This is a genomic window from Nonomuraea sp. AD125B (assembly GCF_041402765.1).
GTDB lineage: Bacteria > Actinomycetota > Actinomycetes > Streptosporangiales > Streptosporangiaceae > Nonomuraea > Nonomuraea bangladeshensis.
The window spans coordinates 548,126-569,389 of sequence record NZ_JBGLOU010000002.1; the positions used below are offsets into that span (position 1 = coordinate 548,126).

The 21,264-nt window shown below is 71.6% G+C and carries 22 protein-coding genes and 1 pseudogene; 6 read left to right on the forward strand and 17 right to left on the reverse strand.

From position 1 onward, the window contains the following. Nucleotides 1-83 precede the first annotated feature (83 nt). On the reverse strand, nucleotides 84-1,586 hold the full coding sequence (locus ACBR40_RS07505; protein ID WP_371248025.1) for an aldehyde dehydrogenase: 1,503 nt from the start codon (nucleotides 1,584-1,586) through the stop codon (nucleotides 84-86). A gap of 156 nt (nucleotides 1,587-1,742) precedes the next feature. On the opposite strand from ACBR40_RS07505, the gene ACBR40_RS07510 reads away from it, so the two are divergent. Continuing rightward, nucleotides 1,743-2,345, forward strand: coding sequence for a TetR/AcrR family transcriptional regulator (locus ACBR40_RS07510; RefSeq protein WP_371248026.1), 603 nt, complete (start codon nucleotides 1,743-1,745; stop codon nucleotides 2,343-2,345). A gap of 297 nt (nucleotides 2,346-2,642) precedes the next feature. Here the strand turns inward: ACBR40_RS07510 and ACBR40_RS07515 are convergent, their stop codons facing one another. After that, the gene (locus tag ACBR40_RS07515) at nucleotides 2,643-2,834 is read right to left on the reverse strand and encodes a hypothetical protein (protein WP_371248028.1); all 192 of its coding nucleotides are present in this window, start codon (nucleotides 2,832-2,834) and stop codon (nucleotides 2,643-2,645) included. A gap of 66 nt (nucleotides 2,835-2,900) precedes the next feature. Here ACBR40_RS07515 and ACBR40_RS07520 point away from each other — a divergent pair. Then, a pseudogene (locus ACBR40_RS07520) lies at nucleotides 2,901-3,016 on the forward strand (IS5/IS1182 family transposase); the annotation flags it as partial. 91 nt (nucleotides 3,017-3,107) lie between these two features. Here ACBR40_RS07520 and ACBR40_RS07525 read toward each other — a convergent pair. Then, nucleotides 3,108-3,491 (reverse strand): winged helix-turn-helix transcriptional regulator, encoded by a 384-nt coding sequence (locus ACBR40_RS07525; protein WP_371248029.1) that lies wholly within the window; start codon nucleotides 3,489-3,491, stop codon nucleotides 3,108-3,110. Between the two features lie 102 nt (nucleotides 3,492-3,593). Between ACBR40_RS07525 and ACBR40_RS07530 the strand changes: the two genes are divergently transcribed. Both ACBR40_RS07530 and ACBR40_RS07535 read left to right on the forward strand, forming a co-directional pair. After that, the gene (locus tag ACBR40_RS07530; RefSeq protein ID WP_371248030.1) at nucleotides 3,594-3,995 is read left to right on the forward strand and encodes a RidA family protein; all 402 of its coding nucleotides are present in this window, start codon (nucleotides 3,594-3,596) and stop codon (nucleotides 3,993-3,995) included. Nucleotides 3,996-4,155: 160 nt separating this feature from the next. Beyond that, nucleotides 4,156-5,007 carry an SDR family oxidoreductase gene (locus ACBR40_RS07535; RefSeq protein ID WP_371248031.1) on the forward strand — a complete coding sequence of 284 codons (852 nt, stop codon included), beginning with the start codon at nucleotides 4,156-4,158 and terminating at the stop codon, nucleotides 5,005-5,007. Nucleotides 5,008-5,015: 8 nt separating this feature from the next. Here ACBR40_RS07535 and ACBR40_RS07540 read toward each other — a convergent pair whose 3' ends face one another. The 9 genes from ACBR40_RS07540 to ACBR40_RS07580 all read right to left on the reverse strand — a co-directional run bounded on the left by ACBR40_RS07540 (nucleotide 5,016) and on the right by ACBR40_RS07580 (nucleotide 14,627). Next, nucleotides 5,016-6,476, reverse strand: a complete 1,461-nt coding sequence (locus ACBR40_RS07540) for an aldehyde dehydrogenase family protein (protein WP_371248032.1) — start codon at nucleotides 6,474-6,476, stop codon at nucleotides 5,016-5,018. A 2-nt stretch (nucleotides 6,477-6,478) separates the two neighbouring features. Beyond that, on the reverse strand, nucleotides 6,479-7,594 hold the full coding sequence (locus tag ACBR40_RS07545) for an NAD(P)-dependent alcohol dehydrogenase (protein ID WP_371248034.1): 1,116 nt from the start codon (nucleotides 7,592-7,594) through the stop codon (nucleotides 6,479-6,481). Further along, entirely contained in the window at nucleotides 7,591-8,940 is a 1,350-nt protein-coding gene (locus ACBR40_RS07550; protein WP_371248355.1) for an amidase, read from the reverse strand. Before ACBR40_RS07550 ends, ACBR40_RS07545 begins: the two co-directional genes overlap by 4 nt. Further along, the gene (locus ACBR40_RS07555) at nucleotides 8,930-9,958 is read right to left on the reverse strand and encodes a branched-chain amino acid ABC transporter permease (protein ID WP_371248035.1); all 1,029 of its coding nucleotides are present in this window, start codon (nucleotides 9,956-9,958) and stop codon (nucleotides 8,930-8,932) included. Before ACBR40_RS07555 ends, ACBR40_RS07550 begins: the two co-directional genes overlap by 11 nt. Continuing rightward, a complete protein-coding gene (locus ACBR40_RS07560; RefSeq protein WP_091094198.1) occupies nucleotides 9,955-10,821 on the reverse strand; it encodes a branched-chain amino acid ABC transporter permease in 867 nt (288 codons plus the stop codon). Before ACBR40_RS07560 ends, ACBR40_RS07555 begins: the two co-directional genes overlap by 4 nt. A 1-nt stretch (nucleotide 10,822) precedes the next feature. Beyond that, nucleotides 10,823-11,548: an ABC transporter ATP-binding protein gene (locus tag ACBR40_RS07565; RefSeq protein ID WP_371248036.1), complete on the reverse strand. Its 726-nt coding sequence runs from the start codon at nucleotides 11,546-11,548 to the stop codon at nucleotides 10,823-10,825. After that, nucleotides 11,545-12,288, reverse strand: coding sequence for an ABC transporter ATP-binding protein (locus tag ACBR40_RS07570; protein WP_371248037.1), 744 nt, complete (start codon nucleotides 12,286-12,288; stop codon nucleotides 11,545-11,547). Before ACBR40_RS07570 ends, ACBR40_RS07565 begins: the two co-directional genes overlap by 4 nt. Next, on the reverse strand, nucleotides 12,285-13,589 hold the full coding sequence (locus ACBR40_RS07575; RefSeq protein ID WP_371248038.1) for an ABC transporter substrate-binding protein: 1,305 nt from the start codon (nucleotides 13,587-13,589) through the stop codon (nucleotides 12,285-12,287). The genes ACBR40_RS07570 and ACBR40_RS07575 overlap by 4 nt, the downstream gene beginning before the upstream one ends. A gap of 219 nt (nucleotides 13,590-13,808) precedes the next feature. Then, nucleotides 13,809-14,627 carry an IclR family transcriptional regulator gene (locus ACBR40_RS07580; protein WP_344207543.1) on the reverse strand — a complete coding sequence of 273 codons (819 nt, stop codon included), beginning with the start codon at nucleotides 14,625-14,627 and terminating at the stop codon, nucleotides 13,809-13,811. Nucleotides 14,628-14,707: 80 nt separating this feature from the next. On the opposite strand from ACBR40_RS07580, the gene ACBR40_RS07585 reads away from it, so the two are divergent. Beyond that, complete coding sequence (locus tag ACBR40_RS07585; protein WP_371248039.1) at nucleotides 14,708-16,189, forward strand: aldehyde dehydrogenase family protein; 1,482 nt, start codon at nucleotides 14,708-14,710, stop codon at nucleotides 16,187-16,189. On the opposite strand, the gene ACBR40_RS07590 is transcribed toward ACBR40_RS07585, so the two are convergent. Beyond that, nucleotides 16,152-16,682, reverse strand: a complete 531-nt coding sequence (locus ACBR40_RS07590; RefSeq protein WP_371248040.1) for a MarR family winged helix-turn-helix transcriptional regulator — start codon at nucleotides 16,680-16,682, stop codon at nucleotides 16,152-16,154. The genes ACBR40_RS07585 and ACBR40_RS07590 overlap by 38 nt on opposite strands. Before the next feature lie 102 nt (nucleotides 16,683-16,784). Between ACBR40_RS07590 and ACBR40_RS07595 the strand changes: the two genes are divergently transcribed. Continuing rightward, nucleotides 16,785-17,696: a dioxygenase gene (locus ACBR40_RS07595; protein WP_371248041.1), complete on the forward strand. Its 912-nt coding sequence runs from the start codon at nucleotides 16,785-16,787 to the stop codon at nucleotides 17,694-17,696. 132 nt (nucleotides 17,697-17,828) lie between these two features. Here ACBR40_RS07595 and ACBR40_RS07600 read toward each other — a convergent pair whose 3' ends face one another. From ACBR40_RS07600 to ACBR40_RS07615, 4 genes are all read right to left on the reverse strand, one after another. Next, nucleotides 17,829-18,005 carry a hypothetical protein gene (locus ACBR40_RS07600; RefSeq protein WP_344207539.1) on the reverse strand — a complete coding sequence of 59 codons (177 nt, stop codon included), beginning with the start codon at nucleotides 18,003-18,005 and terminating at the stop codon, nucleotides 17,829-17,831. A 172-nt stretch (nucleotides 18,006-18,177) separates the two neighbouring features. Then, nucleotides 18,178-19,884: a hypothetical protein gene (locus ACBR40_RS07605; RefSeq protein WP_344207538.1), complete on the reverse strand. Its 1,707-nt coding sequence runs from the start codon at nucleotides 19,882-19,884 to the stop codon at nucleotides 18,178-18,180. Beyond that, nucleotides 19,881-20,606: a hypothetical protein gene (locus ACBR40_RS07610; RefSeq protein ID WP_344207536.1), complete on the reverse strand. Its 726-nt coding sequence runs from the start codon at nucleotides 20,604-20,606 to the stop codon at nucleotides 19,881-19,883. Before ACBR40_RS07610 ends, ACBR40_RS07605 begins: the two co-directional genes overlap by 4 nt. Continuing rightward, nucleotides 20,603-21,232 carry a hypothetical protein gene (locus tag ACBR40_RS07615; RefSeq protein WP_371248042.1) on the reverse strand — a complete coding sequence of 210 codons (630 nt, stop codon included), beginning with the start codon at nucleotides 21,230-21,232 and terminating at the stop codon, nucleotides 20,603-20,605. Before ACBR40_RS07615 ends, ACBR40_RS07610 begins: the two co-directional genes overlap by 4 nt. Nucleotides 21,233-21,264: the final 32 nt, after the last annotated feature.

The window sequence follows — 21,264 nt, forward strand, 5'->3', positions numbered from 1 at the left end:
TCGGGTGGCGTGCCGGCAGCGGCGGCGACATCCGCCTGTCGCGCTGGAGGACGGCCGGGCCGCTCGGGCGTGAGGTGGCGTGATCACAGCGCGATGCGGACGGTCTTGACCTGGGTGTAGGTGTCGAGTCCTTCCAGGCCGCCTTCGCGGCCCAGGCCGGACTGCTTGTAGCCGCCGAAGGGGAGGTTGCCGGTGCTCATCTCGGCCCAGGTGTTGATCCAGACGGTGCCGGCCTCGATGGCTGCGGCCATGCGGTGCGCGGTGGTGAGGTCGGTGGTCCACACGGAGGCAGCCAGTCCGTAGTCGGTGTCGTTGGCCTGGGCGATGGCGTCGTCGATGCCGGTGAAGGTGGTGATCACGCCGACGGGGCCGAAGATCTCCTCGCGGACCACGCGCATGCCGGGGTGGACGTCGTCGAGGAGCGTGGGGGCAAAGAAGTATCCGTGGTCACCGAAGCGCCCGCCGCCGGTCACCACGTTCGCGCCCTCTTCGCGGGCGATGTCGAGGTAGGAGCTGACGCGGTCGAACTGCGCCTTGGTGGAGAGCGGTCCCACCAGCGTGCCCTGGGCCAGCGGGTCGCCCGGGGCGAACGCCTCCATCGTCTTCAGCAACTTCTCGACGAACTCCTCGCGGATGCTCTCCTCGACGAACACCCGTGATCCGGCGACGCAGGCCTGTCCCGCGTTGCCCAGGAAGCCGGCCGCCACGCCGCGGACCGCGACGTCGAGGTCGGCGTCGGCGAAGACGACCGACGGCGACTTGCCGCCCAGTTCGAGCGTCACGCGCTTGAGCGTGTCGGTGGCCTGGCGCTGGACCAGCTTGCCGGTCGCGGTCGACCCGGTGAAGGCGATCTTCGCGACACCGGGGTGCGCGACCAGCGCCTGGCCCGCCTCGGCGCCCAGGCCGGTCACGACGTTCACGACACCGGCCGGCAGGTCGGTGCCGGCCAGCAGCTCGGCCAGGCGCAGCGTGCTCAGCGAGGCGGTCTCGGCCGGCTTGAGCACGACGGTGTTGCCGGCGGCCAGGGCGGGGGCGAGCTTGCCGGGCAGCTGGCCCATCGGGCCGTTCCAGCCCCAGATGATGCCGACGACACCGAGGGGCTCCTTGCGGGTGTAGGCCATGCGGTCCTTGCCCGCGGGAACGCTCACGCCGGACAGCTTGGTGGGCCAGCCCGCGTAGTAGCGGAAGACCTCACTCGCCTCGGCCAGCATGTGCGCGGTCAGCATGCGGGGTGCGCCCATGTTGACCGAGTCGATGGTGGCCAGTTCGTCGGCGTGCTCCTCGATGACGTCGGCGATCTGGTTCAGGATCCGGCCGCGCCGGTCGGGGCTCATGTCCGCCCAGGCGGGATCGGTGAACGCCGCGCGTGCGGCCTGGACCGCGGCGTCGACGTCGGCCGCCTCGCCGCGCGGCACACTGGCCAGCGCCTCCTCGGTGGCCGGGTCGGTGTTCGGCAGCGTGCGTCCGGAGACCGCGGCGACCTGCCGGCCTCCGATCCACATCATCCGCTCCCCGGGCCGTACGAACGCGGGGATGTCACGGCGGGCGGCGTCGGCGACGGGCGGGACGCTCACAGGTGCGGTCATGGTTGTTCCTCTCCTGGTGTCCTGGTCGGCAGATCCGGCTCAAACGGATTGCCTGTCCGGTTAACGTAACGGATAGCCTATCCGGTTTGCAAGCAGAAGTGAGAAGGGTATCCGGTACGCTGAGGCTCTGGACGCCGAAGGAAGGAAGCATGCGTCGTGAGCGCTGAGCCCGCCCCCGCCCGACGTGCCGACGCCGAGCGCAACCGGTCGAAGATCATCGCGGTCGCCCGCGAGGCCTTCGCCGACCCCGGTGCCGCACCGTCGATGGCCGAGATCGCCCGACGTGCCGGCGTCGGCATGGCCACGCTCTACCGCAACTTCCCCGGCAGACTCGATCTGGTCGAGGAACTCTTCCGTCACACCGTCGACGACATCTGCCAAGCCGCCGAATCCGTCAGCGGCGACACGCCGGGCGAGGCCTTCTTCGCCTGGCTCATGCGCTTCCACGCCCTCGGCGCCCGCAAGGGACCTCTCGCCTCCGTCCTCCTCTCCGAATCCGCCGACGGCACCCCCATCCTCCGCGCCAGCCGCTCCCGCACGATCGCGGCCGGCGAACCCCTTTTCCGCGCCGCGCAACGCAGCGGAGAAGTACGCGACGACGTCTCTCTCGGACAGATCCTCGACGGCCTCGTCGCGCTCGCCGGCGTCGACAACGACCCGGACTTCCCCGGCGCCCTGATCCGCATCCTGCTCGACGGTCTGCGTACGAATCCGCACCCCACGGGCGGATCGCCGACTGCCGGTCCCGCCTCCCCGTAGGACCCCGCGCCCACCTGCGCCGCCGCCGGACCCGCTGCACCATTCCGGCGTCGAGGTCGAAGGTGATGCCGGTGAGCTGTTCGCTCGCCGCCCAGAGCCTTCTGCCCTGGTCGAAATCGTCGGCGCCCTTGGGGAGTTCGGCGGGTTCGGGGGTGCCGGAGGTCTGGTCGCGTCCGGCCGGGCCGATGAACTGGCCCGACCGCACGTGGAGGCTGGTGGCCGCGTACACCGAGGGCCAGGCCGCCCCTTCGGCCGATCCCATGAGCAGCCGTTCGGAGATCGGGGTGATGATGCGGGTCAGCAGTCCGGAGCCGTGCCGCTGGAGGTGGCGAGTTCGAGCGTGTGGACGACGTTGGCGCGCTTGGACTTGGCGTAGGCGGTCATGCCCCGGTAGTTCTTCTCGCTCATCAGGTCGCCGAGCCTGCCCATCGGCCACCGCGCGGCGATGGCGCTGACGGTGACCGCACGGGGTGCCGCCGCGCGCCGCACTGCGGGCCACAGGAGGGCGTTGAAGGCGAAATGGTCACCCCGGCCGGACAGGCTTACCCGCCTCCTGTGAGTGACCGCCAGTTCTACAGGCGCGACTTATCCGATGAGCGATGGGCTCTGATCGAGCCCGTGATCACCGCGTGGAAGGCCCGGCACGGTTCCATCGGCGGTCACCAGGGCAACTACGACATGAGGGAGATCGTCAACACCTGCCATCCCCACCGGCGCGGTGAAGTACTGCTCGCGCAACACGAGGGTGCCGTTGCGTGCCCGTCAGGCGTCGAAACGGCCGCGTGCACTCTCGATGTGACCGAGGTGCTGGTGGGTCCAGCCGCATATGGCGTCGACAGCGGTGCGTAGGCCCTGGCCGGGTTCGGTGAGGGTGTACTCCACCCGCGGCGGCACGGTGGGGTGCACCTTCCGGTCGACCAGGCCGTTGCGTTCCAGCATGCGCAGGTTCTGGGTGAGCATCTTGTGACTGACGCCCTCGACCTCGTTCCGCAGCTCACTGAAACGCATGGTGCGCTCGCCGAGCGCCTCGATGATCAGGAGGGCCCACTTGTTGGCGACGTCCGAGAAGATCTCGCGCGCCAGGGAGTCGGCGCGCCGCAGGTCAGCGTCCTCGGGCAGGCCCTTGAGTAGATGCTTGGTCACCATCTGGTTCCTCAGTCACGAAAAAGTGCGTTCTTCCAGGTCAGACTTCACTCTCCTACAGTTTCTGAGTATCCACAAGAGAGCGGATCGGAAGGACGAGCACCCATGACCACCATTGATGTCTTCAGCTACAACGTGCCGGCGGAGAGCGATTTCGGCTACTCACAGGCGATCAGGTCCGGCGAGCTGATCCACGTCTCTGGACAGCTCTCGTTCGACGGGGCAGGCGAGTTCCTCTACGCGGACGACTTCGCCGCGCAGCTCAAGCAGACCTATGCCAACATGGACAGGGTCCTGGACCACTACGGCGCCACTAGGAACCAGATCGTCTCGCAGACCCTGTACGTGGTGAACCTGCGGCAGAACGCCACGGCGACCGCGGAGGGCAACCTGGCGTACTTCGGCAACCACCGCCCGGCCAGCACGGTCGTGGGCATCACTGACCTGACCTTGCCCGGCCAGGTCATCGAGATCAGCTTCGTCATAGACGCGAAGCTGCCCGCTTGAGGCATCCTCCTCTCGCATCCCACAACCCTCTGGGGTCTGCGTTCATGGAGCGGTCAGCTTCCCGCTGCCGCTGCCCGGCTGCGAGACTGACTGAAGCACTTCGTCGAACCGCTCGTGCCGGAGATCGGCGACAGGTTCGACACATCGAAGGAGGTCCACTGTGACCCGCTCCGACCAGGCGACGATCGCCGTCACGGGGGCGACCGGCCGCGTCGGCGGCCGGGTCGCCCGCAGGCTCGCCGCGGCCGGGGTGCCGCAGCGGCTGGCGGTGCGCGACCCCGGCCGCGCCCCGGACCTGCCCGGCGCGACCGCGGTGCGCTGCGCCTACGGCGAGCCCGGCGCGGTCGCCGCGCTGGAAGGCGTCGAGGTGCTGTTCATGGTCTCGGGCTCCGAGTCACCGGACCGCCTGGACCGGCATCGGGCGTTCGTGGACGCCGCCGCGCAAGCGAAGGTCCGGCACGTGGTCTACCTGTCGTTCTTCGGCGCGGCGCCGGACGCCGTCTTCACCCTGGCCCGTGACCACTGGGCCACCGAGCAGCACCTGCGCGGCAGCGGGCTGTCGTTCACCTTCCTGCGCGACAACCTGTACGCCGACTTCACGCCCGCCCTCGTGGGCGAGGACGGCGTCATCCGCGGCCCGGCGGGGGAGGGCCGGGCCGCGGTCGTGGCCCAGGACGACATCGCCGACGCCGTCACCGCCGTGCTGCTGCGGCCGGACGAGCACGCGGGCCGCACCTACGACCTGACCGGCCCGCACGCGCTCACCCTGACAGAGGTCGCCGGGATCCTGTCGCGGACGAGCGGCCGTACGATCACCTACCAGCCCGAGACGGTGGAGGAGGCCTATCGCTCGCGCGCCTCCTACGGTGCCCCGGACTGGCAGGTCGACGCGTGGGTGTCCACCTACACCGCCATCGCGGCGGGGCAGCTCGACGGGGTGAGCGACGACATCACGCACCTGACGGGTCACGCCGCCACCCCGCTCGCCGACGTCGTGGCCGCAGATCAGTAGGGCGCACCCTAGAAGGGGTAGTGGGCGTGCTGGGTCGCCAGGGTGATCCAGCGGGTGTTGGTGAACGCCTCGATGCCCCACCGGCCGCCGAAGCGCCCGTAGCCGGAGGACTTGAAGCCGCCGAACGGGGCCTGCGGCTCGTCGGCGACCGACTGGTCGTTGATGTGGACGATGCCGGTCTGCAGCCGGCGGGCCACGCGCAGGCCGTGCGTGCCGTTCTCGGTGATGATGCCCGCGGTCAGGCCGTGGTCGGTGTCGTTGGCCTTGGCGACGGCCTCCTCGTCGGTGGCGAAGGTGTCGATGACGCAGATCGGGCCGAAGCCCTCGCCGTAGTACAGGTCGGCGTCGGCGGGCACGCCGGTCAGGACGGTCGCCGGGTGCACCGCCCCGGAAGGCTCGCCGCCTCCGGTCACGACGGTGGCGCCCTTGGCGACGGCGTCGCTGACGAGGGCGGCGACGCGCCGCGCCGCGGCCGCGGAGACGAGCGGCCCGATGACCGTGGTCGGCTCGGCCGGGTCGCCGGCGGGCAGCGTGGCGACCTTGGCCGCGAACCTGGCCGTGAACTCCTCGGCCAGCGACTCGTGCACCAGGATCCGGTCGCCGGACATGCAGATCTGCCCGGCGTTCATGAACACGCCGAACGTCGCCGCGTCCACCGCGTAGTCGAGGTCGGCGTCGTCGAGCACGATGATGGCGTTCTTGCCGCCGAGCTCCAGCATGGCGGGCTTGAGGTGCCGGGCGGCGTGGGTGCCGATGATGCGTCCGACCTCGGTGGAGCCGGTGAAGTTGACGGCGCGTACGCGCGGGTCGGCGATGAGCGTCTCGGCGATCTGCGCGGCGTCGGCCGGGTCGTTGGTGACGACGTTGAGCACGCCGCCGGGCAGCCCGGCCTCGGCCAGCACGTCGGCGACGAACAGGCCGCAGGCGATCGGCGCGTCCTCGCTGGGCTTCATGACGACGGTGTTGCCGGCGGCGAGCGCGGCGGCCACCGAGCGGACGCCGAGGATGAGGGGCGCGTTCCAGGGGGAGAAGGCGGCGACGACGCCGACGGGCTCGCGTACGGCCAGGCCGAGCGCGCCTTCCTCCTGCGCGGTGAGCACGTCGCCGCGCGGGGCGGTGATCGCGGCGGCGGCCTCGCGCAGCATGTTCGCGGCCAGGCCGACGTTGAACAGGGCCCACGGCCGGGTGCCGCCGACCTCGCCCGCCATGAGGGCGGCCGCCTGCTCGCCGCGTTCCTGGAGCAGGTCGGCGGCCTTGAGGAAGATGGCGCGGCGGGCGAAGGGGCTGAGCGCCGCCCAGTCGTCGAAGGCGGCCTGCGCCGCGTCCACGGCGAGGGTCACGTCCTCGGGTCCGGCGGCGGCCACGGTGGCGTACGGCTGTCCGGTGTAGGGGTTGAGGTCGGCGGTGGTGCGGCCGGACCGCGCGGGCACGCTCTTGCCGCCGATAAGCAGTTCGCGGGAGATGGTCATGATTAATCCTTAATACGAAGGACGGGCTTGAGCACCTCGCCCCGGTGACTGTCTTCCAGTGCCGTCTCGATGTCGGCCAGGTCGTAGAAGCGGACCAGCCGGTCGAAGGGGAAGCGTCCCTGCCGGTGCAGCTCGATCAGGGTGGGGATGAGCGTCTCGCTGCGGCCGCTGCCGCCGAGGGTGCCGACGATGCGTTTGCCCCACAGCGTCGTCAGGTGGTCGAGGGAGAACTCGGCGCCGGCCGGTGCGCCGCCGATGAGCACGCAGGTGCCGAGCATGCCGACGCTGTCGGCGGCCTGGCGTACGACGGGGATGACGCCGGTGCACTCCAGAGCGTGGTCGGCGGGGCCGTCGCAGATGCGGTGGACCTCGGCGACGGGGTCGGTCCGCGAGGCGTCGACGGTGTGGGTGGCGCCGAACTCCAGGGCCAGCTCCAGCCGGGAGGGGTGCCGGTCCACCGCGATGATCTTCGTGGCGGGGGAGAGCCTGGCCGCCATCACCGCGGCCAGGCCGACCGCGCCGGCCCCGTAGATCACCAGGCTGGAGCCGGGGCCGGGTTTGACGGTGTTCAGCACGGCGCCCGCCCCGGTGGCGATGCCGCAGGCGAGCGGGCCGAGCAGTTCCAGCGGCGCGTCCGAAGGCACGACGACGAGGGCGTCCGCCCAGGTGAGCGCGTAGGTCGAGAACGACGACTGGCCGAAGAAGTGGCTGTGCACCGCCGAGCCGTCCGGTCTGCGCAACGCGCTCTGGCCGGCCCGTGGCCCCAGCAGGCGGCCGCCGCCGCACAGGGCCTCGCCGAGGCGGGCACAGTAGCGGGGCTCGCCGTCGCGGCAGTTGCGGCAGGCGCCGCACGAGGGCCAGCCGATGACCACGTGGTCGCCGGGCCGTACGGAGGTGACGCCGTCGCCCACGGCCACGACCTCGCCGGCCCCTTCGTGGCCGAGCACGGCGGGGAACGGCATCGGCAGGTCGCCGTGCCGGGTGATGGTGTCGGTGTGGCAGATGCCGGAGGCGACGACGCGTACGAGGGCTTCGCCCGGTCCCGGCTCGTCGAGGTCGAGCTCCTCGACGTGGAAGCGCCCGCCGAGCTCGTCGACGACCGCGGCCGTCACTCTCATCGTTGATCTCCTTCGCTACGGATGGCGGGGGGCGGCGGGGGAGGGGTGAGCCGCTGGACGAGGCGGGCCGCGGCCAGCACCGTCGGGTCGCGCAGCGGGCCGCCGGCGAGCTGCAGCCCGATCGGCAGGCCGTCGGCCAGGGCGACCGGCACCGTGATCGCCGGCAGGCCGGCCGCGTTGAACGGCGCGGTGAGCCGGGTCAGCACGAATTCGACGGGCCACGCGCGGCCGTCGACGGTGACGGTGCCGGCGCCGATGGGCGGGGCCGTCACCGGGACGGTGGCGCAGGCCAGCACGTCGCAGCCGCCGTCGAGCGCGGAGCGCAGCGCGGCGACGATGCGGCCCAGCGCGGCCTCCTGCCGCTCCACCTGTTCGGCGGGCGGCGCGGGCAGCCGCATCAGCTCGGCGACGTCCGGCCCGAACAGCTCCGGCTGCTCGGCGAAGGCGGCCCGGTGGTAGGCGCCGGCCTCGCGGACGATCCTGGCCAGCGGCGCCTCCGGCATCAGCGGCTCGTCGGGGACGGCGACGTCCACGACGATCACGCCGGCGTCCTCCAGCCGGGCCCGTACGGCGTCGAGCGCCGCGCGCACCTCGGGGGCGAGCACCGCGCCGAACCAGCCGCCGAGCCAGCCGATCCGCGGCCGGGCCGGCGGCTCGTCCGTGAGGGGGTCGGCGAGCGCGTCCATGAGCAGCGCCGCGTCGTCCACGGTGCGGGCCAGGACGCCGAGGTGGTCCAGCGACGGGGCCAGCGGCAGCACGCCGTCCAGCGGGATCCGGCCGCGGGTGGGCTTGAAGCCGACGCAGCCGCTCAGCGCGGCGGGGATGCGTACGCTGCCGGCCGTGTCGGAGCCCAGCCCGCCCAGGGAGCTGCCGGCGGTGACCGAGGCCGCCGACCCGCCGGACGAGCCCCCGGGGATGCGGCCGCGCCGGTACGGGTTGTGCGTGGGACCGAAGCAGGCGCTGTCGGTGCGCCCGCCCCAGGCCAGCTCGTGCGTGGTGTGCTTGCCGAGGATCACCGTCCCGGCCGCCAGCAGCCGGGTGACCGCTGTCGCGTCCCGGTCCGGCACGTGCCCGGCGAAGCGGGGCGAGCCGTAGCTGGTGCGTATGCCGGCCGTGTCGATGAGGTCCTTGACGCCGATCGGGATGCCGTGCAGCGGGCCGCGCGGCGGCTCGCCGGCGAGGGCTCGGGCGCGGGCGAGCGCGGCCTCGGCGGTGACGGTGGCGTAGGCGTGCAGCGCCGGCTCGGTCGCGGCGACCCGCTCCAGCAGGTGCTCGGTGAGCTCGACCGGCGACAGCTCGCCGCGCGCGATGGCCGATGAAGCCCCGCTCAGCGTCTCAGGAAACATCGACACCCCGCACGTGGTAGCCGACGGGGAACAGGCTCAGCCCGGTCCGGTCGCGTACCAGCCCCCACAGCCCGCCCGGCAGCCACCGCGCGGCCGCGATGCCGACGGCCCCCAGGAGCACCAGGTACCACGAGCCGTAGTCGGCCAGCAGTTGCTGCAGCGCGAAGAACACCACCGCGCCGAGCAGCGGCCCCTCGACGAAGCCGATGCCGCCGATGACCACGATGAAGATCATGTACGCCGACCACTGCACATTGAAGATCGCGTCCGGGTTGACGCTGAGCGAGCCGACCGTGATCACCCCGCCCGCCGCGCCGGTCCCGGCGGCCGACACCAGGTAGACGATCCGCTTGGCCCGGGTCACGTCGATGCCGGCGGCGCTCGCGGCGGTCTCCTCGTCGCGCACCGCCATCAGCGACAGCCCCACCCGGCCGCGCAGCAGCAGGTAGCAGCCGCCGACGGTGGCGAGGGTGAGCGCCAGCGCCACCCAGTAGGTCAGCGCGCCGCGCAGCGCGGGGTCCAGGCCGGACAGCCCGGCCAGGCCCTTGCCGCTGGCGCCGCCGAGGGCGTCGACGCGCACCACCAGCAGCCGGTACACCTCGGCGATCACCCACGTGCCGACGGCGAAGTAGTCGCCGCGCAGCCGGAAGGCCAGCCACGAGGTGGGGACCGCGAACACCACGCAGGTGAGCGCGGCCAGCGGCACCGCCAGGTACGGCTGCACCCCCAGGTCGGCCAGCGCGATCACGCTGTAGGCGCCGATCCCGACGAATGCCTGCTGCCCGACCGAGACCAGGCCGCAGAACCCGGCCAGCAGGTTCCACATGCTCGCCAGCGCGACCAGCACGTAGAAGTTGACGAGCGTGTCGGTGACGTCGCTGAAGACCACGTACGGCAGCGCCGCGAGCAGCACCACGACGGCGAGCATCGCCCCGCCCGACACCTTGGAGGTGCGGGCGGCGCGGCGCACGTCCACGGCGGCCGCCGCCCGCTCGGTCAGCAGATGGGAGAGGCTCATGTGGTCCGTCCGGCGAGCAGGCCCTGCGGCCGGAAGGCCAGCACGGCGAGGAAGACGAGGTGTCCGGCGAGCAGCGTCATCGCCGGGTCGATCTGGGAGCCGAGCGACTGGGTGACGCCGAGCACGATGCCGCCCAGCAGCGTCCCCCACAGCGAGCCGAGCCCGCCGATGACGACCGCCTCGAACGCGAAGATCAGCCGCGACGGGCCGGTGGCCGGGTCGAACGACGAGCGCACCGCGAACATCAGCCCGGCCAGCGCCACGGTGGCGAAGGCGATGGCGGTGGCGACGCCGTACACGTGCCGGCTGTCGGCCCCGACCAGGTTCGCGGTCTCGCGGTCGTCGGAGGAGGCGCGCAGCATTCTGCCGAGCCCGGTGCGGGTCAGGAACACCTGGATGCCGGCCAGCACGGCGCAGGCCAGCAGGAACGTGACCAGCGGCAGCCAGCCGACGGTGACGGAGCCCGCGAGCTGGAAGGAGGAGGTGGCGAACGAGCCGCCGTCCAGGGTGCGCGTGTCGGCGGAGAAGATCTCCAGCAGCACGTTCTGCAGCACGATCGACAGCCCGAACGTGACCAGCAGGGTGGCCAGCGGCCCCGACGAGAGGCTGCCCTGCAGCAGCACCCGCTGGGTGAGGTAGCCGAGCACCGCGAACAGCGGCACGGTCACCACGATGACCACCCACAGCGGCAGCCCGGTGCCGCCGACGAGGGCGAGGGCCAGGAACGAGGCGACGACGGCCAGGTCGCCGTGGGCGAGGTTGACGATCCGCATCACGCCGAACATCAGCGACAGGCCGGTCGCGAACAGCGCGTACAGGCCGCCGAGCAGCAGTCCCTGGACCACCGCGTTGAACCATTGCATGTCAGTCTTTCCCGTCCTGCGTGAGGTCGCCGATGCCGAAGTACGCGTGCTCGACCTGCTCCGCGGTGAGCTCGGCGGGCCGGCCGGCCAGCACCGAGCGGCCCTCCAGCAGGCAGTGCACCCGGTCGGCGACGCGCAGGGCCTGCGAGACGTCCTGCTCGACGACGAGCGCGGTGGTGCCGGCGGCGACGATCTCCGGCAGCGTCTCGTAGATGCGGCGCACGATGACCGGCGCCAGGCCCAGCGACAGCTCGTCGACGAGCAGCAGGTCGGGGTTGGTCAGCAGGGCCCGGCCGATGGCCACGGCCTGCTGCTCGCCGCCGGACAGCTGCGCGGCGTTCTGGCGTCGCCGTTCGGTCATCCACGGGAACAGCTCGTAGACCCGTTCCAGGGTCCAGGGGCCGCCGCGCTTGCGGTAGGTGCCGGTGAGCAGGTTCTCCTCGACGGTGAGGGAGCGGAACAGCCGCCGGCCCTCGGGGACCAGCGCGATCCCGGCCGAGACCCGCTGGTGGGCGGGGGAGCGGGTGATGTCGCGGCCCGCGAGGTGCACGGTCCCCGACGTGGGGGCGTCGAGCCCGGCCAGGGCCCGCAGCAGCGTGGACTTGCCGGCGCCGTTGGCGCCGATGACGGCCAGGACCTCGCCGCGTTCCAGCTCCAGGCTGACGCCGTCCACGGCGCGCAGCAGGCCGTGGTGCACGGTGAGGTCGCGGATCGACAGCAGGCTCACGATTCCTCCCCCTCCATGACGCCGCCCAGGTACAGCTCGCGTACCTTGGCGTCGGCGAGCACCGCGACCGGCTCGCCGTCGGCGACGACGTCGCCGCCGGCCAGACAGATCATCCGGGCGACGGTCTTGACCAGGGCGTGCACCACGTGCTCGATCCACACGATGCCGAGCCCGTCGGCGTGCAGCCGCCTGATCACCTCGACCAGCTCGGCCACCTCGGGCTCGGTGAGCCCGCCGGCGACCTCGTCGAGCAGCAGCAGCCGGGGGCCGGTGCCGAGCGCGCGGGCCACTTCGAGGCGCTTGCGCTGCAGCAGGGTGAGCCGTCCTGCGGCTGTGTTGGCCAGGTCGGCCAGGCCGGTGCGCTCCAGCACGTCCATGGCCTGCGACCAGGCCTGCTTGCCGTGCAGCCCGGCGCCCTGGTGCGCGCACACCAGGACGTTCTCGAACACGGTGAGGTGGCTGAACGGGCGCGGCACCTGGTAGGTGCGGCCGATGCCGGCGCGGGTGCGGGCGTGCGGCGGGACGCCGGTGACGTCGCGCCCGTCCAGCCAGACCGTGCCGGCGTCCGGGCGCAGGTCGCCGGAGATCATCGCGAACAGGCTGGACTTGCCCGCCCCGTTCGGCCCGACGATGCCCAGCGCCTCGCCCGGTCCCAGCGACAGGGCCAGGTCCCGGGCGACGGTCACCTGGCCGAAGCTCTTGGACAGGCTCTCCAGGCGCAGCAGCGGTGCGGTCATCATGCGCCGGTCGGCAGCAGGTCGCCCCCGATGGGGACGGCCTTGTTGGGGGTGTTGTCGACGATGGCCACGTCCCAGGGGAACTTGGTGCCCTTGCGCCACTGGCCGCCGACCGGGTGCTGCAGGGCGATGCCGGGCTTGGGGCCGGCGGTGAAGTCCAGGTCGCCGCTCATGCAGTTGATCTTCATGGTGCGCAGCTTGTCGGCCACGTCGTCGCGGTCCTTGGGGTCGCCGGCGTTCTTGAACGCCTGGACGGCGATCTCGAACAGCGAGTAGACCGAGCCGAGCGCCTGGGTCCACTGCTTGCCGGTGGCGGCGAAGTCCTCGGCAAGCTGCTGGGCGGTCTTGCCGTCCAGTGTGGATTTGTACGGGTGCGCCGGACTCCACCAGAAGTCGGTGGCGATGTTGCTGGCGAGCTGCCCGAGGGCCTCGGCCTCGGAGGGGAAGAGCATGACCTTGGCGACCGTGGCCAGCTTCGGCTTGAAGCCCTGCTGGCGGGCCTGCTTCCAGAACGTCTGGAAGTCGGGCGGGATCGGGGTGCAGGTGAACAGCTCGGCCTCCGACGACTTGAACTTCGCGATCTGCGAGCTGAAGTCGGTGACGCCGTTCTGGTACGCGCCGCCGTCCACGACCTCGTAGCCGGCCTTGGTGATCATCGGGCCGAGGCCCTGGCGGAAGGCGTTGGCGTCGGTGTCGTTGGGCCACAGCGCCGCGACGTTCTTGTTGCCCACCTCCATGCGCTCCCACATGGGGAAGAAGCAGTCGGCGAACTCCTGCATCCCGAAGAAGAACAGCGTCGTGTACTTGAAGCCCTCGCCGTCCTTGCCGCCCCGGCCGTTCCACCACGCCTCCCAGGGGGCGATTGTGGTGACGTTCGGGATGCCGTTGGCCTCGCACTGGTCGGCCACCGGGTTGGTGGTGTCCGGCGTCGAGGAGCCGACGATGAGGTCCACCTTGTCGCTGTTGATGAGCTGGCGGGTGACCTCGGTGGCCCGGTTGGGGTTGGACTGGGTGTCCTTGACGATGATCTCGACGGTGCGCTTCTTCCCGCCGGCGGTGAAGCCGCCCCGCAGCGCCTCGGTGACCTGCTTGACCACGAAGTTGTCGGCGGTGGCGAAGCCGGCCAGCGCGCCGGTCTGCGGGCTCACGTACCCGATCTTGAGGACGTCGGAGGACGAGGCGCCGGTGCCCTTGAGGCCTCCGCAGGCGCTCAGCAGCGGCGCCCCGCCGATCGCGGCGGCGCCGAGGCCGACCGCGCTGAGGAAGGATCGGCGGTTCATGCCGCCGGGGGAAGCGTCGCTCACGCGAGGACTCCTTATGCCGGACGATGTCCCGTCCATGGCGACGCGCGCCGCGGGAACATTCGAGGAAGGGGAGGGTCGGCTGCCGGCCCGGCTCGTGGCCATGGCGCGGCTCCGACCTGCGGAATGCCGTGAAGGTGACCCCGACCGTACGGGTCCGTTAACACCCGTGCAACAGGACGTCCGAAGGAATGGAACGCGAATTCACTCAGTGGAACGCGGCTACGCCGACGGCCGGTAGCCGAGCCGCCGGGAGATCTCCGCGGCGGTGCGCCGCAGCGGCGCCTCCAGCCGCCCGGCCAGCGCCTCGACGGTGGTCGGGGCCATCGTCAGGTAGACCGCGATGTTGATCGCGGCCACCACGTCGCCCGAGCGGTCGCGCAGCGGAGCGGAGAACGAGCGCAGGCCAGGGGCCAGCTCCTCGTCGTTGACCGCGATCCCGTTCTGGCGCACCTTGGCCAGCGCGGCCAGCAGCTGCTCCCGGTTGGTGATGGTCTTCGGCCCGCGGCGGGCCATGTCGGTGCGGTCCAGGATCTGCCGGAGCGCCGCCGGGTCCCGGTAGGCCAGCAGCACCTTGCCCATCGAGGTGCAGTAGGCCGGCAGCCGCGAGCCGACGTGCAGGTTGAGGTCCATGGCCAGGGACGTGCGCCTGGTGCTGCGCCGCCGGTCCACGTAGACGACGTCGGGCCCGTCGGCGACGGCCACGCTGGTGGTGAACCCGGTCTCGTCGGCCAGCGCCTGCAGCAGCGGCCCGGTGACGCGGGTCAGCTCCATCGAGTCGATCGCGGCGAAGCCCAGGTCGACGGCGCGCGGGCCGAGGAAGTACTTCTTCGTCTCCGGGTCCTGCTGGAGGTACTGCAGCGAGGTCAGCGTGGCCACGTAGCGGTGCGTGGTGCTCTTGTTCAGCCCCACGGCCCTGGCCAGGTCGGCGATCCCCAGCACCGAGCGGTCGCCGGTGAACGCGTCCAGGATGCTCAGCCCGCGCTCCAGCGACACCGAGTGGGACGCCGCGGAGGTCCGGGCCAGCTCTTCATCGGTCACAGGGGTCAGCATATGATTCCAGCGTTCCAGTCATCCGAATGCTTCTGATGCGAACACGTCGAACGAGAGGACCACGGCACATGGCCCGAGCGGGGAGCGACTGGCGCAAGTCGCGATTCGGGCACTTCATCGGCGGCGAGTGGGTGGCCGCCGGCTCCGGCCGTACCTATCCCGACCACTCGCCGTGGTCCGGCGAGGTGCTCGCCGAGGTGGCCGCCGGCGACGCCGAGGACGCACAGGCGGCCATCGCCGCCGCGCACGCGGCGTTCCCCGGCTGGTCGGCGCTGCCGCCCGGGCGGCGTCAGCACGTCTTCCTGCGCGCGGCCGACATCCTGGACGGCAGGCGCCGCGAGATCCTCGACGCCCTGGCCGCCGAGACCGGGTGCGGCCGCTACTTCGGCGAGGTCCAGGTCGACTTCGCGCTCAAGCTGCTGCGCCAGGCCGCCCAGCTCGCCTACCAGCCGACCGGCAGCCTGCTGCCGTCCGACGTCGAGGGCATGCAGGCGATGGCGGTCCGCCGCCCGGTCGGCGTCGTCGGCGCCATCGCGCCGTGGAACGCCTCGCTCACCCTGTCGGGACGGGCCGTCGTCGGGCCGCTCGCCCTCGGCAACACCGTCGTGGTCAAGCCGTCGGAGGAGGCCCCGTACACCGGCGGCGCCCTGTGGGCGGAGGTGCTGCACGAGGCCGGGCTGCCGGCCGGCGCGCTCAACGTGGTCACGCACGCCCCGGGCGAGGCCGGCGGCGTGGCCGACGCGATGCTGGCCAGCCCGCTGGTCAAGCGCGTCAACTTCACCGGCTCCACCCCGACCGGCCGGCGCCTGGCCGAGAAGGCGGGCCGCCACCTCAAGCGGGTCGTGCTCCAGCTCAGCGGCCAGAACCCGCTCATCGTCACCCGCGACGCCGACCTCGCCTACGCGGTGAACGCCGCCACCTACGGCGCCTTCATCCACCAGGGCCAGGTGTGCATGTGCGCCCGGCGCATCTACGTGGAACGGCCGCTGGCCGACGCCTTCGCCGAGCGGTTCGCGGCCAAGGTGGCGGCGCTGCCCACCGGCGACCCGCACGACCCGGCCACGGTGGTCGGCCCCGTGATCAACGAATGGGCGCTGGCGCTGCTGGACCGGCGGGTCAAGGAGGCCGTCGAGCTCGGCTCCCGCGTCCTGGCGGGCGGGGTGCCCCGGCCCCCGTGCTACCCCGCGACCGTGCTGACCGACGTGCCGGACGAGGCCGAGATCGCGCAGGGCGAGACGTTCGGCCCGGTCGTGGTGCTGGAGGCCGTCGACTCGGCCGAGGAGGCGGTGACCCGCGCCAACGCCTCCGACCTGGGCCTGGCCGCGTCCGTGATCACCGGCGACCCCCGTCACGGGCTGAGGCTGGCCGCCCGGCTGGACGTCGGCATCGTGCACGTCAACGACCAGCCGGTCAACGACGAGCCGCAGATGCCGTTCGGCGGGGTCAAGGACAGCGGCTGGGGGCGGTTCGGGCTCGGGTTCGCCGCCGAGGAGTTCAGCGAGCTGCAGTGGGTCACCGTCCGGGACCAGGATCGCGCTTTTCCTTTTTGAGCTGTTCGTCGTAGCGGGTGTAGATCGCCGCCGTCGTCCCCGAGGGGTCCAGCCTGGCGAGGACGGCGTCGGCGATGGCGGCGAGCTGGTCGAGCTGCTCCGGGGTGAGGGCGTCGACGACGTGGTGGTGGACGGTTTCCACGTGGCCGGGGGCCGCCTGCCGTACCTTCTCCCACCCTTCGTCGGTGAGCCGGACGTGCGTCGTGCGGCGGTCCTCCGGGCGGGAGAGACGCTCCACCAGGCCCCGCCCCTCCAGGCGGGTCACCACGTGGGAGAGCCGGGGGAGTGTGGCGTTGGTGCCCCAGGACAGCTCGGTCATGCGCGAGGTCCGTCCGGGCGTCTCCGACAGGGTCGCCAGCACGTAGTACTCGAACTCCGTCAGGCCGGCGTCGCGGCGCAGCTGGGCGTCGAGCACGCCCGGGAGCAGTTCGAGCACCGCGCGCAGCCGGACCCAGGCGCGCAGCTGCGGCCGGTCGAGCCAGGGAGTGTCCAAAAGAATCCGTCCTGTCCGGGAATGGTTGTCGCGACAAGTTTGCTACCCATGATGATCCTGCCCCATGCAGCACATCGCAGCCCCCGGCCTTGAGGAGCCTCCATGTCCACGCCCGCCCCATCCCCGACCGCCGCCGCCGACGCCCGCATCCCGGCCGCGCACCCCTTCGCCGCCCACCTGCGGCGCGCCGCCGCCCTGGAGGCCGCCGACCCGCACCGGGCGTGGACGCCGCAGGACGGGCCGCTGCCCAGCCTCTACCTGTCCCACGGCGGCGGGCCCCTGCCCTTCCAGAGCCCCGAATGGCTCACCCCGCTGCACGACTGGGCCCGCTCCCTGCCCAAGCCGAAGGCGATCCTGGTCGTCTCCGCGCACTGGGAGTCCGCGCCGCTGTCGGTGAGCGCCGACCGGCCCGACGAGCTCGTGTACGACTTCGGCGGCTTCGACGCCCTCTACTACACCTTCCGCTACGACACCCCGGACGCCGGCGAGCTGTCCAGGCAGGTGACCGGCCTCATGCCGGACACCGAGCACGTGCACCGGCACGGCCGCCGCGGCCTCGACCACGGCGCCTGGGTCCCCCTCAAGATCATGTACCCGGCCGCAGACATCCCGGTGCTCCAGCTCAGCCTGCCCACCGAGGACCCCGACCGGCTGCTGGCCATCGGCGAGCGGCTGCGCCCGCTGCGCGACCAGGGCGTCCTGGTGATCGGCTCGGGCCACATGACCCACGGCCTGCCGTTCCTGACCAGGGAGATGTTCCAGGGGAACGTGGTGCCGGGCTGGTCGTCCGACTTCGACGCCTGGGCCGCCGACGCGCTGGCCCGCGGCGACGTCGCCGAACTCGCCCGCTTCCGCACCGCCGCCCCCGGCATGCCGTACGCCCACCCGACCGTGGAGCACTTCACCCCGCTGTTCGTCACCCTCGGCGCGGCCGGCGACCCCACGGCGCCGGTGGTGACCAGGCTCGACGGCTACGGCGTGGGCCTGTCCCGCCGCTCCTTCGAGGCAGCCTGACAGTCGCCGTCGCCCGGGCCCCGTCAGCGCCACCGCTGCTGATCGGGCCGGTTCACCCGGTTCGGGGAGCGGGTCTCACGCGGTCAGTTGTGCCGTCCCCATCCTCTGCTCCGCTGTTCCTTCTGCACCTCTTCACGTGCGGGCCTTGAGCGCCTCCGCGCTGGCCGTCCTGCCGACCCTCTCGGCGTCTCTGATGGCCTTCTTCGCGAACCTGTCCTGGACGTTGAGCTCGCGCAGCCGGGACTCGTTCACGTGCGCTTGGTGCTGTGCGCTCTCCTCCGACGCCTTCTGCGCCTTGGGAGGCGGCATGTTGTCCGCGGAGCCTCCCCGCCCGAACCAGCCCCTGGCTTCCAGTCGCTGGCCGCCTGCCCCGGCGTAGGCCGGTGGCGGGCAGCCGGGGCGTTTCATACGGCGGATCAGGTTCTCCAGAGGTTCGACGACCTTCCGCCTGCTGGGGGTGAGCACGTTGCGCTGTGCGTGTTCAGGAGGGTGCCGAGCGTGGGCGCAGGTCCACGACGTCCACGCCGGGCGGGCCCAAAGAGCCGGTTCCGGAGATGACAATCTCGAAGTAGCCTTTCGCTTCGAGGCCCCCCGCGCCGCTGCTGCCATCTCCGTGGTTCTGGGCGAAGAACGCGCTGCTGCCGACCGGCTTCTGGGGGAAATAGGTGAAGAGAACGCCCTGCCCGGCCCAGGAGTCGTGGGAGGGGCCGTTCCACCATTCGTAGGCGGTTTCGGCGTGGGAGTGGGTGAACAGTAAAAAAGCTGTGGGGGATTCGTCGCTGTAGTTGTCCTGCTCTTGGAACCAGCAGTGCGATCGGGGATGGATCTCTTTTGCGTCCGACGTGTAGGACTCGCACCTGACGTCGAGGTAGACGATCTGGCGTTCGTGCGAACGGACGAAGGCTTCGAAGGCGGCCGCGCCGGTCTGCGTCGTCGCGTCGACTCTCAGCCTTGGGATCTCGGTGACGGTGTACCGGTAGACGCCATATCCGGCAGCCGCGGGGAGCAGAACCACCGCGAGTGCCACGAGGGCGCGGCCTGTGCGCCAGCGTCTGGCGAGCCTGCCTGCATCCTTGAGATCGTCGGCGAAGACGATCCCCGCGGGATCTCGGGCGCTTGCGAGATCGCCCTGGTTCTCCCGGGGCGCCACCAGACGCCAGCCCCTACGGTGGGCGGCTTCGACCTTGTCCTCGATGTCGCCCACATGGGTCAGCCGACCGTTTTCGTCGATCGCTCCGGTGACTGCGGTTCGCGGCCTGGGCCCGCGGAGGAACCCGCGCACCGCGGCCACAGATGGGCGGCGCGACGCGGGCCTGCGCAGGAGTTCACGCAAGGCCAGCGCGAAGGCCGCGCCGAGCGAGGGTCCTTCCACCGACGGCACCGGAGCGCCGTTGACGACGATCCGCCACAGTACACACCGCCCGCCCCGACGTCCCGGCGAGGCGTTCCAAGCGACGGCGAGCGCGTCTTCGAAAGCGCCGTCGGCACGTATGCCCGCCATCGTCCGGGGATCGGGGAAGAGACCGGCGGGTCCGCCCGGGTATTCCCACAGTTCCAGGCTTCCGGCGGCGCCCTTCTCCGCGCCGTCTTCTCCAGGCGTACCGAAAACGACCGACATACGGACGACGTACTGTGACTGTTTGTCTTCTCTGGCCAGCCGCAGACCGGTCAACGCGACCATCGCCCGGACCGGATCGTCGCCGAGCCTCTCCAGGGTGCGTACCAGGGACTCCAGCTGAGGCCGCAGGGGAAGGTCGGCCGCGGCGATGCCCTCGCGCCCTAGCAGCCCCGCGCCGCCCGGCCTCGGTGGAAGCGCCCCGGCGGTGCTCCAATGATCGACCACCGGTTCAAGGACGTATGGTCGCTCGCCATCGGTAGCGCCGAGCGCCTGGGCCACGAGCAGAGTCATCGTGGCGGAGTCGGTCACCGCCCGACGTTCGTCGGTGGTTCCGGAGGCGTGCGCGGCGATCAACGCCAGCACCGCCGAAGCCTCGTCCTCGGCCAGCCATTCCGGCTCGTGGGCGACCGCCTCCTTGCAGCAGTTCCACCACAACCGCTCGGGTCCCGTCAGATCCCAGACCACCTCGCCGGGAGAGCACCCGTCGGCTCCTGCCTTCAGCCCTGCCAGCCGCCGGTGCAGTTCTGCTCGGTGAAGCAGGTTCGTAGCGCCCTCTTTGACGCTCGTCATGGCATGTATCCGAGAATCATGGTGCGAGCCCGTTCATCCACCTGGTCGGCGACGTCACGCCAGGCGTTCAGGGTGGCCTGGCTCGCCGCAGCCGCCACTGATGTGCGGGCAGTGTCCAGGTTCCAGGCCGGAATCCGACCCGCGGAAACCGGCCGAGATATCTGCCAGCCAGCCTCGGGATCGTATCCGGCCAACCCGATGACGGAACTGGCCGGCCCCAGCGGTGCCCGAGTGAGCGGGATGAGGATTTCCTGCTCGGTGTCGTCCCCGAGACGCCGATACCAAACGGAGAGGACGACCGGAAGATCAGCGGTCTCCGGTGAGATGACCTCCAGCCGGTAGTCCGATCTCTGGGCGTCGGCCTCGCGGCCGTCTATCCGGTGCAGCAGGAGCTCCAGCCGATCCGGCCCGGAGACCCTCAGGACGACGCCACCCGACCCGGCGGCCGTGACCACGCCCCTCCTGGGCGGTAGGGGAAGGCGGAAGCGTCCGGATTCCGGATCGTGCTGGGCTTGTGGCCTCACCCGGCGGCGTGCCGGGCCGGGATCGGGTTCCAGCTCCTCCTGTCCGGGACGCGGCGCTTCGAGGGGGACGTCCAGGAGCGAGGCCCAGTACCGCTTCCAGAAGCCGTACCCGTCCCATCCGCGGCGAGCCACTCGAGCGGATGAGGGGGTCCGCGTGTCGACGAGCGACCTCCAGTAGCGGTTCGCGAACCCGGTCATACGCCACTCCCTTCGGCGAGGGAGGGCTCCTCCACGGGCTGGACAGTGGCCGGGCTTCGCGCCGTCCCGAACCGTCTGAGCAGGGCCGGACCGGAGGCGCCGACGACGACCGCGGCCATCCAGCCGGTCAGTTGGTCGCGCAGCAGCACCCCCGCCACGGCCCCGATGACGACGCGGGTCAACGCGACCAGCGTGTCCGGATACACATCGATGTAGTCGAGCAGCCCTGGCAGCTCGTCCTTGCCGGACGTGCGAACCCGCTCACGATCTTCTCGCCAGGCGTTCAGCTTCCCCCACAGCGCGACACCTTCGACGATCGCCCCGCCACCCGCTCCCGCCCCCATTGCGACAAACCAGTCCAGCATGGCCCGCCCCATCGTGCCTCGTGTTCGGCTCGTTGCGGAGAGTGTCTCATCCGGAAATGTACTCGGGTAGCGCGATTCGCCAACCGGGACGGGAAAGTCCGCAATCGGCCGCCGGTTTGTGCCGAACACGACGTCCAGGCGCGAGCTGACGAGCGCCGCGCCTCGCCAGATCCCTCCCCGCAAGGTGTCGGCGGTCGGACGGACGAGGAACGGCATCGGCGTCCGCGGCGAGAAGGACATCCGCTGCTGCGGCGAGGCCATGCCATCAGGGGTGCGCTGCCGGACGACGGGGT